The sequence below is a fragment of the uncultured Dechloromonas sp. genome (genome assembly GCF_945957265.1).
In the GTDB taxonomy this organism is placed as follows: domain Bacteria; phylum Pseudomonadota; class Gammaproteobacteria; order Burkholderiales; family Rhodocyclaceae; genus Azonexus.
Map to the genome: position 1 here is coordinate 32,921 of NZ_CAMFKO010000019.1, position 14,360 is coordinate 47,280.

A 14,360-nucleotide genomic window follows, 5' to 3' on the forward strand; every position below is an offset into this window, starting at 1 on the left:
GCACCTTGCGGTGCCGTTTCCTTATTGCGGGACAACAGTCTACTACTTTTTCTCCACCGCGGCCTTGGTTGCGTCGGCTGCGTTCTTGACCGCCTCGGCGCCTGCCTTCACGGCATCCTTGCCGGCTTCCGTCGCCTGCTTGGCCACGTCCTTGGCCTCGGCAGCGACTTCCTTGCCGACTGCCGCCGCCGCGCCGGCCACCGCCTTGGCGGCATCCTTCACCTCGGCAACCGCCTCCTTGACCTCGGCCTTGGCCGCGTCGACCGGCGTACCGCCCAGCGTCTCGACGTATTCCAGCTTGCCGCCCTTGTACTGGTAGATCGAAATGGCGCCGCCCTTCAGGTCGCCCTGGGCATCGAACTCGATCAGCGCAGTGACGCCGTCGTACTTGGTCTGGCCGATGACTGGCAGGAACTTGGCCGAATCCACCGAGTCGGCGCGCTTCATGGCGTCGGCCATGACCATCACGGCATCGTAAACATACGGCGAATAGAGCTGGATCTCGGCATTGAACTTCTTGGTGAAGCGCTCCTTGAACTCCGGCCCCTTGGCCAGCTTCTCCAGCGGCATGCCCGGCAGCGAGCAGTAGTTGCCTTCGGCGGCCTCGCCGCCCAGCTTCATGAACTCCGGCGTACACACGCCGTCGCCGCCGAGGAATTTGGCCTTGATGCCCAGTTCCTTCATCTGCTTGGCCATCGGGCCGCCCTGGGCATCCATGCCGCCGTAGAAGACCAGCTCGGCCTTGGTGGACTTGATCTTGGTCAGGATGGCCTTGAAATCGGTGGCCTTGTCGTTGGTGTATTCGGTGGCGACGACCTTCAGGCCGGCCGCTGCGGCGGCCTTCTTGAACTCGTCGGCCAGGCCCTGGCCGTAGGCGGTGCGGTCGTCGACGACGGCGACGGTCTTGACGCCCTGCTTGGCGGCGAATTCGCCGAGCACCTTGCCCTGCTGGACATCGTTGGCCATCACGCGGAAGGCCGTCTTGAAGCCTTGCTGGGTGTATTTCGGATTGGTGGCAGAACCGGAGATTTGCGGAATGCCGGCGTCGGCGTACAGCTTGGAGGCCGGGATGGTGGTGCCGGAGTTCAGGTGGCCGATGACGCCATTGACCTTGGCATCGACCAGCTTCTGGGCGACGATCGCGCCCTGCTTCGGATCGGCCGCATCGTCCTCGGCCTGCAACTGGAACTTGACCTTGGCGCCGCCGATCTCGATTCCCTTGGCATTCAGTTCCTCGATCGCCAGCACGGCGCCGTTTTCATTGTCCTTGCCCAGGTGAGCCTGCGGGCCGGTCATCGGCGCGACATGCCCGAGCTTGACAACGACTTCTGGCTTGGCCGCGGGTGCAGCCGGCGCGGCGGCCGGTTTCGGCTCTTCTTTCTGGCCGCAGGCGGAAAAGGCAAATGCGGCCACGATGGAGAGGGCAACTACGGAAAGCTTCGCGTGCATCGGTTTATCTCCTGACTTTTCGGGATTGAGGACGGTCCGGCGATTCTCCGGAGCCACCTGATCCGTGTCAATCATTAGGTGATATGATCGACGAATGTAGCCACCCCATGAGAGTGCTAGATGCCGGCAATTGCCCGATTACGCTTCCTGGTTGCCAAAACTGCCCGCAAGCTGTTCTCGATGCTGCCGCAGAAGAGCCGGCATAACGTTTATCGTTCGTTCGTCGACTGCCGCGAACCCAACAAGCGCCTGGTGCTCAAGATCGCCGAGACCCAGGAGGAACTGGAAGCCTGCTTCAAGCTGCTGCACGACGCCTACGTCAGCAGCGGCTTCATGACACCCGACCCGTCCGGCATGCGGGTGACGATCTACCACGCCCTGCCCACCACCACCACGCTGTGCGCCAAGTTCGACGACCAGGTGGTCGGCACGCTGTCGCTGATCCGCGAGAGCGCCATCGGTTTCCCCCTGCAACGCATTTTCGACCTGACCGACGTCCGCGAAAAGGAAGGCCAGATTGCCGAGGTTTCCGCGCTCGCCGTACATCCGCGCTTCCGGCGCACCGGCGGCACGATCCTCTTCCCGCTGATGAAGTTCATGTACGAATACTGCACGACCTTCTTCGACACGCGCCACCTGGTCATCGCCGTCAATCCCCGGCACATCGAGATGTACGAGTCGCTGCTCTTCTTCAAGCGGCTGACGGCCAACACCGTGGAGAACTACGATTTCGTGAATGGCGCACCCGCCGTCGGCGCCACCCTCGACCTGAAGCATGCCCCGGAAGTCATGCGCAAGGCTTATTCCAGCAAACCGCCCAACCGCAACCTCCACCGCTACTTCGTCGAGACCAAGCTGCCGAACATCCAGATTCCGCACCGCCGCTTCTTCACGACCAACGATCCGGTCATGACCCCGAGGCTGATCGACTACTTCTTCAACAAGCGGACCACCGTGTTCGCCGACCTCAGCGACCGCAAGAAAACCCTGCTCCACCTGATCTACGACCTGCCGGAATACAAGAAGGTGCTGCCGGCCCAGCCGGGCGGCGGCGCCGCCCGCCAGGTTCGGCAACACCAGCGCTTCTCGGTCAAGTGCCCGGCCAAGCTGGCCAACAGCAATCCGCTGGCCGTTTCCGCGATACCGGTCGAGGTCAATGAAGTGTCGCGCTACGGTTTCCGCGCCCGGGTCGCCCAGCAGATCCCGGCCGACGTGTGGCTCAATGCGACGGTACAGCTGGGGCTCAACGAGGTGTCGCGCCTCACCGTGCAGGTGGTCCAGGAAACCGAAATGAACGACCAGCATTACTGCGGCTTCCGCATCGGCGAGCCCGACCTGGTCTGGAGAAAATTCGTCACGGCGCTCTATGAAGGGCATACTCACCAGGATCTCGACCAAGCAACCCGATTCCTGACGTGAGCCACTCCCTTCCCGAAGCCCTGATCCGTTCCCTCCAGCAACAATTCCAGCAACGATTCTCGCAAGGCGAGTCCCAGCGCCTGCAGCACGGACGCGACGAATCCGTCCATGCGCCGCAACCGCCTGACGCCGTGGTGATGGCCGAAAGCACCGACGAAGTCGCCGCCGTCGTCCGCCTGTGCGCCGAACATGGCGTGCCGGTCATTCCCTACGGCGTCGGCAGCTCCGTCGAAGGCCACGTCCTGGCGCCGCAGGGCGGCATCTCGCTGGACCTCTCCGGCATGAACGCGGTGCTGGCCATTCACGCCGAAGACGGCGATGCCGTGGTCCAGGCCGGCGTCACCCGCAAGCAGCTGAACGACGCGCTGAAAGGCACCGGCCTGTTCTTCCCGATCGACCCGGGCGCCGACGCCACGCTCGGCGGCATGGCGGCGACCCGCGCCTCCGGCACCAACGCCGTGCGCTACGGCACGATGAAGGACAACGTGCTGGCCACCACCGCCGTGCTCGCCGACGGCCGCGTGACGAAAACCGGCGGCCGCGCCCGCAAGTCGTCGGCCGGCTACGACCTGACCCGCCTGCTGGTCGGCTCGGAAGGCACGCTGGGCGTGATGACCGAACTGACGGTCAAGCTCTACCCGATCCCCGAAGCCATCTCGGCCGCCGTATGCACCTTCCCGAGCATCGAGGCCGCCGTGCAGACAGTGATCCAGACCATCCAGCTCGGCGTGCCGGTGGCGCGCATCGAACTGCTCGACGCGCTGTCGCTGAAAGCCATCAACCTGTTCAGCAAGACCACGCTGGCCGAGGCACCGACGCTGTTCTTCGAGTTCCATGGCAGCCCGGCCGGGGTCGAGGAGCAGGCGCAGACGGTGCAGGCCATTGCCGACGAACTGGGCGGCACCGATTTCGCATGGGCGACCCGCCCCGAGGACCGCAGCCGCCTGTGGCAGGCCCGCCATGACGCCTATTTCGCCTGCCTGCAACTGAAGCCGGGCTGCCGCAGCTTCCCGACCGACGTCTGCGTGCCGATCTCGCGGCTGGCCGAATGCATCGCCGAGACCCAGGCCGACATCGCGCAGGTGAGCATTCCGATTGCGCTGTTCGGCCACGTCGGCGACGGCAACTTCCACCTGGTCGTGCTGGTCGACACCGACAACGCCAGGGAAATGGAAGAAGCCGCCTGGATCAGCCAGCGCGTCGTCGAGCGCGCCATCGCCATGGAAGGCACCTGCACCGGCGAGCACGGCATCGGCCTCGGCAAGCGCAAGTACCTGCCGCTGGAGCACGGCGAGGTGGCCGTCGATGTGATGCGCGTCATCAAGCAGGCGCTCGACCCGCGCAACCTGCTCAACCCGGGCAAGATCCTGCCCCCGGGTTAACCCCGATTTGCCGGAACGTTCGCTTTCGGCCAGACTCAAATCTCCAAGGTCCGCGTCGCCACCACCCCCGGCGGCGCGGCGACGAAACCTCGCCCACAAGGCGAACAAAACGGAGACAACAATGAGCAACCTCGCTCTGCCGGCCGCGCTCGCCGCGACGCTGGACGACAAATACACCCGTACTTCCGGCCGCGTCTTCCTGACCGGCACCCAGGCCCTGATCCGCCTGCCCATGCTGCAACGGGAGCGCGACCTGGCCGCCGGCCTGAATACCGCCGGTTTCATTTCCGGCTACCGCGGCAGCCCGCTCGGCAACCTCGATCTCGGCCTGTGGAAGGCCAAGGCCCACCTCGCCGAGCACCACATCACTTTCCAGCCGGGGATCAATGAAGACCTGGCAGCGACTGCCGTGTGGGGCAGTCAGCAGGTCGGTCTGTTCCCCGGCGCCCGCTACGACGGCGTCTTCGGCCTGTGGTACGGCAAGGGGCCGGGCGTGGACCGCTGCGGCGACGTCTTCCGCCACGCCAATGCCGCCGGAACCGCGAAGCACGGCGGCGTGCTGGTCATCGCCGGCGACGACCACGCCGCCAAGTCGTCAACGCTGCCGCACCAGACCGAGCACGTCTTCAAGGCGGTGCTGATGCCGGTGCTCTACCCGGCCAACGTCCAGGAATACCTCGACTACGGCCTGCACGGCTGGGCGATGAGCCGCTATTCCGGCTGCTGGGTCGCCTTCAAGGCGCTGGCCGACACGGTCGAAACCTCGGCCTCGGTCAATATCGACGCCAACGCCGTGGACATCGTCTACCCCACCGATTTCACCCTGCCGCCGGACGGCCTCAACATCCGCTGGCCCGACCCGCCGCTGCAGCAGGAAGCCCGCCTGCTCAACCACAAGCTCTACGCCGCGCTGGCCTATTGCCGGGCCAACAAGCTGAACCGGGTGATCATCGACTCGCCGGCCCCGCGCCTCGGCATCCTGACCGCCGGCAAGAGCTATCTCGACGTGCGCCAGGCGCTCGACGAACTGGGCATCGACGACAAGCTGGCCGCCGAGATCGGCATCCGACTGTACAAGGTCGGCATGGTCTGGCCGCTGGAGCCGGAAGGCGTCCGCCACTTCGCCGAGGGGCTGGAGGAAATCCTGGTCGTCGAGGAAAAGCGGCAGCTGCTTGAATACCAGCTCAAGGAAGAGCTCTACAACTGGCGCGAGGATGTCCGCCCCCGCGTCATCGGCAAGTTCGACGAAATCGGCGAATGGTCGGAAGGCAACTGGCTGCTGCCGGCGACCGGCGAACTGCCCGTCGCCGTCATCGCCCGCGTCATCGCCCAGCGCATCGAGCGCTTCTTCACCTCGTCGACCATCGAGGCCCGGCTGAAGCTGATCGCCGCCAAGCAGAAAGCCGCGCAGACGCCGATGGTACTGGCCGAGCGCAAGCCGCATTTCTGCTCCGGCTGCCCGCACAACACCTCGACCAAGGTGCCGGAAGGCTCGCGCGCCGTGGCCGGCATCGGCTGCCACTACATGGTGACCTGGATGGACCGCAGCACCGCCACCTACACCCACATGGGCGGAGAAGGCGTGCCCTGGGTCGGCCAGGCGCCGTTCACCAGCGAAAAGCACATCTTCGCCAACCTCGGCGACGGCACCTATTTCCACTCCGGCCTGCTCGCCATCCGCCAGTCGCTGGCCGCCAAGGTGCCGATCACCTACAAGATCCTCTACAACGATGCCGTGGCGATGACCGGCGGCCAGCCGGTGGACGGCATCCTCAGCGTCGCCCGGATCACCCGCCAGCTGGAGGCCGAGGGCGTCGACAAGATGGTCGTCGTTACCAGCGACCCGGACAAGTACGCCGAAGTCACCGACCTCGCCCCGCATGTGCCGGTCCGCCATCGCGACGAGCTCGAAACCGTGCAGCGCGAACTGCGCGAATACCCCGGCGTCTCGGTGCTCATCTACGACCAGGTCTGCGCCACCGAAGCCCGGCGCCGCCGCAAGCGCGGCAAGATGCCACCGGTCACCCAGCGTGTCGTCATCAACGAAGCCGTCTGCGAGGGCTGCGGCGACTGCTCGGTGCAATCCAATTGCCTGTCGGTGGTGCCGGTCGAGACCGAATTCGGCACCAAGCGGCAGATCGACCAGTCGGCCTGCAACCAGGACTTTTCCTGCCTCAAGGGTTTCTGCCCGAGCTTCGTCACCGTCGAAGGCGCCAAGCCGCGCAAGAGCAGTGCCGCAGTCGACGACGCGGACTGGCCCATCCTGCCCGCGCCGCAGCTGCCGGCCACCGCCCAGCCGTACAACCTGATCATCACCGGCGTCGGCGGCATGGGCGTCATCACCCTCGGCGCCCTGGTCGGCATGGCCGCCCACCTCGACGGCAAGGGCATCTCGACGCTGGACATGACCGGCCTGGCGCAGAAATACGGCGCCGTCTTCTCGCACCTGCGCATCGCCGACCGGCCGGAGGACATCCACGCCGCCCGCATCGCCACCGGCGAGGCGCATGCCATCCTCGGCGGCGACCTGGTGGTCAGCGCCAGTACCGAAGCGCTGTCCAAGATGCTCGAAGGGCGGACCCGGGCGGTGGTCAGCTGCACCGACACGCCGACCGCCGACTTCACCCGCAACCGTGACTGGCATTTCCCGCTCGCCGGCCTGCAGCGCCAGCTGACCGACACGCTCGGCGCCGACCACGTCCGCTTCATCGACGCCCAGCACCTGGCCACCCGGCTGATGGGCGACGCCCTCTACGCCAACATGCTGCTCCTCGGCCACGCCTGGCAGATGGGCCTGGTGCCCGTATCGGCCGGCGCGCTCGACCAGGCCATCGAGCTGAACGGCGCCGCCGTCGAAGCCAACCGCCAGGCATTCGCCTGGGGCCGGCGGGTCGCGCTGTTCCCGGACAAGGTGGCCGCCATTGCCGGCCCGCTCGAAGGCAAGCCGGCACCCCGGCTTTCCCTCGGCGAGCTGATCGAACACCGCGCCAGCCACCTGACGGCCTACCAGGATGCCCGCCTGGCCGAGCGCTACCGGCAACGCGTGGATGCCGTCCGGCGGCTGGGCGACGACGCCCTGAGCGTCATTGTCGCCACCCAGTACGCCCGCTTGCTGGCTCCCAAGGACGAGTACGAGGTCGCCCGCCTGTTTGTCGAAGGCGACTTCATGACCCGCCTGGCCGAACAGTTTTCCGGCAACCCGCAACTCAGCTTCCATCTGGCCCCGCCCTTCCTGGCCAAGACCGGGCCCGACGGCCGGCCGCAGAAGATTCGTTTCGGCCGCCGGCTGCTGCCGGTACTCAAGCTGCTGGCCAGGTGGCGCTCGCTGCGCGGCAGCTGGCTCGACCCCTTCCGCTTCGGCCCGGAAAAGACCATCGACCGGAACCTGCTGGCGGCTTATGAAGCGGACCTCGACCTGATCCTGGCCTCCTCCGGCCAGCCTGCCGCGGCGGCAACGCTCGCCGACTGGCCCGCCGAGGTTCGTGGCTACGGCCCCGTCCGCCAGGCGGCGGCGGAGAAGGCCGAAGCCCGCAGGGACAAGGCACGAAAGGCCCTGATGACATAAAATCGCAGGATGTCATCTCCCCCGCTTCGCCAACTGGCACTGCAAGGCGCCGCCGCCATCCTGATCCTCTCCCTGGCCTGGCCCTATTACGGCCTGCGGGGAGAGGCCATGCCCTGGCTGGAAACGAGCCTGGCCATCGGCGCCGCCGCCCTGCTCTTCGCCACCTTGTCGCGCCAGCCGTGGTGGTGGCGGGTCATCCACGGCGGCTTCATGCCGCTGGTCTGGTTCACCCACACCCTGGCCATCGACCCCGGCTGGTTCCTGCTCGCCGCCATCCTGCTGTTGCTCGTTTATCGCGGCGCGCTGACCGGCCAGGTGCCGCTCTACCTGTCCAACAAGCAAACGGTGCAAGCCCTGGCCGACCTGCTGGCCGAACGCGGCGACAGCCGCTTCCTCGACCTCGGCGCCGGTGTCGGCAGCACCACCGTCCCGCTCGCCGACGCGCTCCCGGAAAGCCACTTCACCGGCGTCGAGAACGCCCCGCTGACCTGGCTGGCCGGACGCCTCCTCAGCGTCGGCCGCCCGAACCTCGCCTGGCGCTGGGATGACCTGTGGCAAGCCCGGCTCGGCGATTACGACGTGGTCTATGCCTTCCTCTCCCCGGCCCCCATGCCGCGCCTCTGGGAAAAAGTGCAGGCCGAGATGAAGCCGGGCAGCCTGTTCATCAGCAACAGCTTTCCGGTCCCCGGCGCCACGCCGGACCGCGTGATCGAGGTGGCCTGCTCGCCGGCCCGCCCCCTCTACTGCTACCAGCGCTAGCCGGGCATGACCAAGCGCAAGCCAGAAACCCTCGCCCTGAGCATTTCGCTGGTCGGCACGCTGATCGTGCTGCTGCTGTTCCTGGCCGACCTCGTCGTCGCCCGCCACCGCGACCAGGAAGCCGGCGAGCGCCGGCTGCAGCACTTCAGCCTGATGATGGCCGAACACACCGCCCGGACCTTCGAGGCGGTCGACGTCCTGTTGCGCGAAACGGCGACCGACCTGTCGCACGGCCGCCGCAACTGGCGCGACTGGGATGCCAGCAAGGGCTGGGAATACATTGCCCAGCGCCACTCGCGGGCGATGCCGCAATTGCGCGACCTGATCATCTTCGACGAAAAAGGCAACCAGCGTTTCATTTCGACCTATTTCCCGGCCCCCCAGATCAACGTTCGCGACCGCCCCTACTTCGCCGCGCTGGAGAGCGGCGCCGAAGGCGCGACCTACGGGCCTTACATCGGGCGCAACTCGGCGCGCTACACCTACGGCATTGCCCGCCGCGTCACCGGCGACAACGGCCTGTTCAGCGGTGCCGTGTTTGGCGCCATCGAGCCGGCCTACCTGCAGGATTTCTGCTGGTCCAACCGGCTCTCCGACGATTTCGAGTCGGTCCTCATCAACGCCAGGGGCGAAATCGCCGCCTCCTGCCGGCCGACCGACCTCAGTCGCCAATCGCCCATCCTCGGCGCCAAGGCCGAATCCGTGCTTTTCGCCGGAAAACTGAAGGGCCAGCTTGCCGAGTTCGGCCTGAATCGCCACAACGGCCTGCTGGTTTCGCTGGCCACCGTGCCCGGCTTTCCCGATCTCCGCATCCTGACCGCCATCCCCGAGAGCACCGTGCTCGCCAGCTGGCACAATCGCCTGTTCGAACTGGGCACCATCGCCACGCTGGTGATCATTGTCCTGCTCGTCAGCTCCATTCTGGCCCGCCGCCAGTTCCGCGAGATGGCGAGGATGACCGCCGAACTGGCGGCCAGCCACGAGCACCTGGAAGAGCGCATCCAGGAAGCGACGCTCGAGCTGGCCGGGCAAAAAGACGCCGCCGAGCGCGCCAACACGGCCAAGAGCCGTTTCCTCGCGGCGGCGAGCCATGACTTGCGGCAACCCCTGCATGCCCTGTCCCTGTTTGCCGCCGACCTGCAGCGCCAGGTCCGCAGCACCAACCCGCAAGAACTGCCCCGCCTGGCCGAACAGATATCCGCCTCGACCGCGCTCCTCGGCGAACTGCTCGATTCGCTGCTCGACATCTCGCGCCTGGACGTGGCCGGCATCAAGCCGGAGCCGCGCCCGGCGCCGCTGCAACCGATCTTTCAACGGCTCGCCGATGCCTTCCGCCGGGCCGCTGCCGATCGCAACATGACCCTGCGCATCCGCCCATCCCGGCTCTGGGTCGAAACCGACCCGGTGATGCTCGAACGGATGATCGCCAACCTGCTCTCGAACGCGCTGCGCTATACCCCGCCGGGCGGCTGCGTGCTGCTCGCGGCGCGGCGCCGGGGCAACAAGGTCGCCCTCGAAGTCAGGGACAACGGCATCGGGATTGCGGCCGAACACCAGGCCGCCATCTTTGCCGAGTTCTACCAGGTCGGCAACGCCGCCCGGGAGCAGAACAAGGGACTCGGCCTGGGATTGTCCATCGTCGACCGGCTGTCCAAGGCGCTCGATATCGAGGTCAAGCTGAAGTCGCGCACCGGCGAGGGAACCTGCTTCACCCTCTACGCCGACGCTTGCCGGCCGGTCGCCACGCAGCCGGCGGCGACCCGGAAAATCGCGCCGGTCGAAAAGGTCGATTGCATCGGCGGCTCGCCCGAACTGCAGAATTGCGCCGAACTCGCGGGACGCTGGGAATACGAGGTGCGCATGCTGCCAAGCGGCGATACCGGCCAGGCATCGCAACGCGCCGTGGTCATCGCCGACCTGGCGGCAGTGGCCGCCCTCTGCCCCGGCGGTCGCGCCCCCGGGATGCCGCTCATCGTGCTGCTCGGCGAGCAGCCGGCGGAATCGCCGCCGGAGCTGCCCAGCGGCGTGCACACGCTACCGACGCCGGTACGCCCCGCCAAGCTGCGGGCGCTGATCGGCCAGCTTCAGAAAACGCTCTCGAAATCGATGCCGTAGCGGGCCACGGCGACCAGCGCCTGGGTCCGGCTGCTGACGTCGAGCGTCTTGAAGACGGCGGTCGCGTGAATCTTGACCGTACCCTCCGACAAACCCAGCTGATCCGCGATTTCGCGGTTGGACAGGCCGCGCACCATCAAGGCCAGCACTTGGGCCTGGCGGTCGGTCAGCCCCACCTCGTCCGGACGCACGCCCTTCTTGACCGGCGGGATCGGCGTTTCGGCATCCAGGGTCGGCCCCGCCGACTGCCCGGTGGGACGGAAGATGTTGCCATCCAGCACTTCGCGGACCGCCGAAAGCAGGGCTTCACCGGAAAAGGCCTTGGGAATGAAGCCTGAGGCACCGAGATTGAGGACGCGGGTAATGGTCGGCACATCGTCGAAGGCCGAAACCACGGCGACCGGCATGGCGGGGTAGCGGCGGCGCAGGATGTCCAGCCCGGCAAAACCGTCGATGCCTGGCAGCGCCAGGTCGAGCAGAACCAGGTCGAATTCGCCCGCCGTATCGAGCACATTGAGCGCCGATTCGAAATCCGGACTCTCCAGAACCGTCACCCCGGGCTCCATCTGCCCGAGCAGGCGAACCAGGCCTTCGCGAACCAGTGCGTGATCCTCAACCACCAACAGCTTCAACATACCCCCCCCCTTTCTATCAGCACACCAATTTATCATTTTCGCATACACCGCGCGCTAAATCACGGCTTGCGCCCGACTTTACCCTGCTCCCGGCCGGAAGCGCATCAATATCACCCAAACGCTGCACTCCGGGTTTAAGATGGAAGTCCAAAAAGAACGGAGACCGACATGGCTGACGATCAAGTGCACGACCCGCTCAACTTCATGCGCAACATGTGGGGCAACATGGGATTCTCGCTGCCCGGCATGGTGGCGCCGACTTTCGATGTCGACGAACTGGACAAGCGCATCAAGGACATGAAGGCCGTGGAGGGCTGGCTGCGCATGAACCTATCGATGTTGCAGATGACCATCCAGGGCCTCGAAATGCAGCGCACGACCGTCGGCGCGGTGCAGGCCATGGGCAAGATGGCTTCCGATGCCGCGAAATCGCTGGCCCCCGACGCGCCGCAACCGCCCCCCGCCGCCCCGTCCCACTTCTTCCAGGGCGTCGCCGACCCGGCGCACAGTGCGCTTTCCGATGCCGCCATGTGGCCCTGGCAGATGATGCAGCAGATGCGCGAGCAAATGCAGCAGCACGCCGAAGCGGCGGCACAGGCGGCGACAGCCGCCACCGCCGAGGCGGCTGCCGGCAAACCGAAAACCTCGCGCAGCAAGAAGTAAGCGGCAATCCGGCCTGGCCGGCGCCTGGCGCCGGCCTTAGCGCATCTGGCCTCAGCGCGACAGCCAGGCCGCCCAGCCGGGCAAGGTCAGCATCGAACCCAGCGTCGTCGCCGAAATCAGCCAGGCGACGCTGCGCCCGTCCCCGCCCATGCGCATGGCCAGGATGTAGGCCGAGGAAGCCGTCGGCAGGGCGGCGAACAGCACGACGATCTGGAAATAGAGCCCGGACAGCCCGAGCAGCGAAGCGACGCCGATCGCGATCAGCGGCAGTGCCAGCAACTTGACGACAACCAGCCAGCCGGCGAAGAGCTTGACCCCGGATGCCCCGTCCAGCCGCAAGGCGGCGCCGACGGTGATCAGGCCGAGGGCGATCGAGGCGTCGGCAAGACGGCCGAGGAAGGCCTGCAGCGGGGCTGGCGGCACGAAGCCGGCGAGATTGAGCAGAAAGCCGGTGGCCGTCCCCCAGATCAGCGGATTGCGCGCCACCTCGCGCCACAGCCCGACCTCGCCATGGCGGGCAAGCATCCACACCGAAACCAGGTTGGCGAAGGGCACCGCCGCCCCGACGATCAAGCCCATCGTCGCGATGCCGGGCGCGCCGAAGAGCATCCCGGCAACCGCCAGCGCGATATAGGAATTGAAACGGTAGGCGCACTGGTACATCGAGGCATAGGTCAGCGCCGGCATGCGGGAAAACAGTTTGGGCACGATGCCGAGAATCATGCCGCCGGCCATCGCGGCGAAGGCAGTGGCGAGCAGGGGCAGCGCCGCGCCGAGATCGAGCCGGGTCTTGACGATGGCATTGACGAGCAGGGCCGGAAAGAGAATGAAATAGACGAGCTTCTCGACGCCGTTCCAGAAGTGGTCGCCCAGATGCATCCAGCGGCGGATGGCGGAGCCGAGCAGGATCAGGGCAAAATCAGGGAGGAGGAGCAGGGCGGTATTCACCCGGGCATTCTAATTCCGCTCGACGCCCGGGCGCATCCGGACAAACCACAATCGTCCTTGACCCATCGCGCCAAACCCGAAATACTCGATACAGCAAGGAGAACGCTATGCAACTCGAATGGTGGGCATGGATCGTCGGCGGTATCGGCCTCATCTTGGCCGAGCTGGTCGTTCCATCCTTTTTCGTCGTCTGGTTCGGCCTGGGCGCGCTGCTCGTCGGGCTGCTCGCCCTCCTCATCCCCGGTTTGTCGCTGACCGCGCAGCTGGCGATCTGGACCGCCGCCTCCCTGGCCATGGTCATGCTCTGGTTCAGGGTCTTCAAACCGGGCTTCCACAAGACGCGGATCGGCACCGCCGCCGGCGAAGCCGTTGGCGAGATCGGCCTGCTGGTCAGCGCCGTCGCCCCCTTCGAACGCGGCAAGGTGCGCTTCCAGCGTCCTGTCCTCGGCTCCGAGGAATGGGTCTGCATGGCCGACACGCCCATCGCGACCGGCGAGCGGGTGAAGGTCGTCGCCGTTGAAGGCAGTTTCCTGACAGTCAGCAAGGTTTAAGGAGTCTTTCATGGAAGTCAGTCCCGGATTCGTCGTCGTTCTCGCCCTCCTCGCCTTCGTCGCCGTCACCATCGCCAAAGGCGTCCGCATCGTGCCGCAGGGCGAGGAATGGATCGTCGAGCGGCTCGGCAAGTACCACGGCACGCTGAAGCCCGGCCTCAACATCGTCATTCCCTACCTCGACAAGATCGCCTACCAGCTCGTCACCAAGGACATCATCCTCGACGTCCAGGAGCAGGAGGTCATCACCCGCGACAACGCGGTGATCCTGACCAACGCCATCGCCTTCATCAAGGTGACCGACCCGGTCAAGGCCGTCTATGGCGTGACCGATTTTTCGGAAGCCATCCGCAACCTGATCATGACCACGCTGCGCTCCATCGTCGGGGAAATGGAACTCGACGAAGCGCTTTCGTCGCGCGACAAGATCAAGGCGCGACTGCGCGAAAGCATCGCCGACGAGGCCGTGGACTGGGGGCTGACGGTCAAGTCGGTCGAGATCCAGGACATCAAGCCGTCGCAGTCGATGCAGAAGGCGATGGAAATGCAGGCCGCCGCTGAGCGCGAACGCAAGGCCGTCGTCACCCGTTCGGAAGGGGCGAAACAATCGGCCATCCTCGAGGCGGAAGCCCGCCTCGAGTCGGCCAAGCGCGACGCCAACGCCCAGGTCATGCTGGCCGAGGCATCGGCCGAGGCGATCCGCCGCATCACCAGCGCGATCGGCGAGCAGACCGGCCCGATGTCCTACATGCTGGGCGAAAAATACATCGCCGCGCTGGAACGCATGGGCGAGAAGGACAATGCCAAGCTCGTGGTGCTCCCGGCCGACCTGCAGGAAGCGGTGCGCGGGCTGTTCGGCCGCAAGGCTTGACGA

The 14,360-nt window shown here is 66.2% G+C and carries 11 protein-coding genes; 8 read left to right on the forward strand and 3 right to left on the reverse strand.

Annotation, left to right across the window (positions count from 1 at the left end; translation table 11 throughout):
• Window positions 1-42: 42 nt before the first annotated feature.
• Entirely contained in the window at window positions 43-1,449 is a 1,407-nt protein-coding gene (locus Q0P59_RS11520; protein WP_295006609.1) for a branched-chain amino acid ABC transporter substrate-binding protein, read from the reverse strand.
• Window positions 1,450-1,569: 120 nt separating this feature from the next.
• On the opposite strand from Q0P59_RS11520, the gene Q0P59_RS11525 reads away from it, so the two are divergent.
• From Q0P59_RS11525 to Q0P59_RS11545, 5 genes are all read left to right on the forward strand, one after another.
• The gene (locus Q0P59_RS11525) at window positions 1,570-2,868 is read left to right on the forward strand and encodes a GNAT family N-acetyltransferase (RefSeq protein WP_295006610.1); all 1,299 of its coding nucleotides are present in this window, start codon (window positions 1,570-1,572) and stop codon (window positions 2,866-2,868) included.
• Complete coding sequence (locus Q0P59_RS11530; protein ID WP_295006611.1) at window positions 2,865-4,250, forward strand: FAD-linked oxidase C-terminal domain-containing protein; 1,386 nt, start codon at window positions 2,865-2,867, stop codon at window positions 4,248-4,250. The genes Q0P59_RS11525 and Q0P59_RS11530 overlap by 4 nt, the downstream gene beginning before the upstream one ends.
• 121 nt (window positions 4,251-4,371) lie before the next feature.
• A complete protein-coding gene (locus Q0P59_RS11535; RefSeq protein WP_295006612.1) occupies window positions 4,372-7,815 on the forward strand; it encodes an indolepyruvate ferredoxin oxidoreductase family protein in 3,444 nt (1,147 codons plus the stop codon).
• A 9-nt stretch (window positions 7,816-7,824) separates the two neighbouring features.
• On the forward strand, window positions 7,825-8,574 hold the full coding sequence (locus Q0P59_RS11540) for a class I SAM-dependent methyltransferase (RefSeq protein WP_295006613.1): 750 nt from the start codon (window positions 7,825-7,827) through the stop codon (window positions 8,572-8,574).
• Window positions 8,575-8,580: 6 nt separating this feature from the next.
• On the forward strand, window positions 8,581-10,689 hold the full coding sequence (locus Q0P59_RS11545) for an ATP-binding protein (RefSeq protein WP_295006614.1): 2,109 nt from the start codon (window positions 8,581-8,583) through the stop codon (window positions 10,687-10,689).
• Here Q0P59_RS11545 and Q0P59_RS11550 read toward each other — a convergent pair.
• On the reverse strand, window positions 10,659-11,324 hold the full coding sequence (locus Q0P59_RS11550) for a response regulator transcription factor (protein ID WP_295006615.1): 666 nt from the start codon (window positions 11,322-11,324) through the stop codon (window positions 10,659-10,661). The two genes, Q0P59_RS11545 and Q0P59_RS11550, sit on opposite strands and share 31 nt — an antisense overlap.
• Window positions 11,325-11,492: 168 nt before the next feature.
• Here Q0P59_RS11550 and Q0P59_RS11555 point away from each other — a divergent pair, with 168 nt between their 5' ends.
• A complete protein-coding gene (locus Q0P59_RS11555; protein ID WP_295006616.1) occupies window positions 11,493-11,987 on the forward strand; it encodes a PhaM family polyhydroxyalkanoate granule multifunctional regulatory protein in 495 nt (164 codons plus the stop codon).
• Between the two features lie 51 nt (window positions 11,988-12,038).
• On the opposite strand, the gene Q0P59_RS11560 is transcribed toward Q0P59_RS11555, so the two are convergent.
• Window positions 12,039-12,935 (reverse strand): AEC family transporter, encoded by an 897-nt coding sequence (locus Q0P59_RS11560; protein ID WP_295006617.1) that lies wholly within the window; start codon window positions 12,933-12,935, stop codon window positions 12,039-12,041.
• A gap of 107 nt (window positions 12,936-13,042) precedes the next feature.
• Here Q0P59_RS11560 and Q0P59_RS11565 point away from each other — a divergent pair, with 107 nt between their 5' ends.
• A complete protein-coding gene (locus tag Q0P59_RS11565; protein ID WP_295006618.1) occupies window positions 13,043-13,486 on the forward strand; it encodes an NfeD family protein in 444 nt (147 codons plus the stop codon).
• 10 nt (window positions 13,487-13,496) lie between these two features.
• Window positions 13,497-14,357, forward strand: a complete 861-nt coding sequence (locus tag Q0P59_RS11570) for an SPFH domain-containing protein (RefSeq protein ID WP_295006619.1) — start codon at window positions 13,497-13,499, stop codon at window positions 14,355-14,357.
• The last annotated feature ends 3 nt before the right edge of the window (window positions 14,358-14,360 follow it).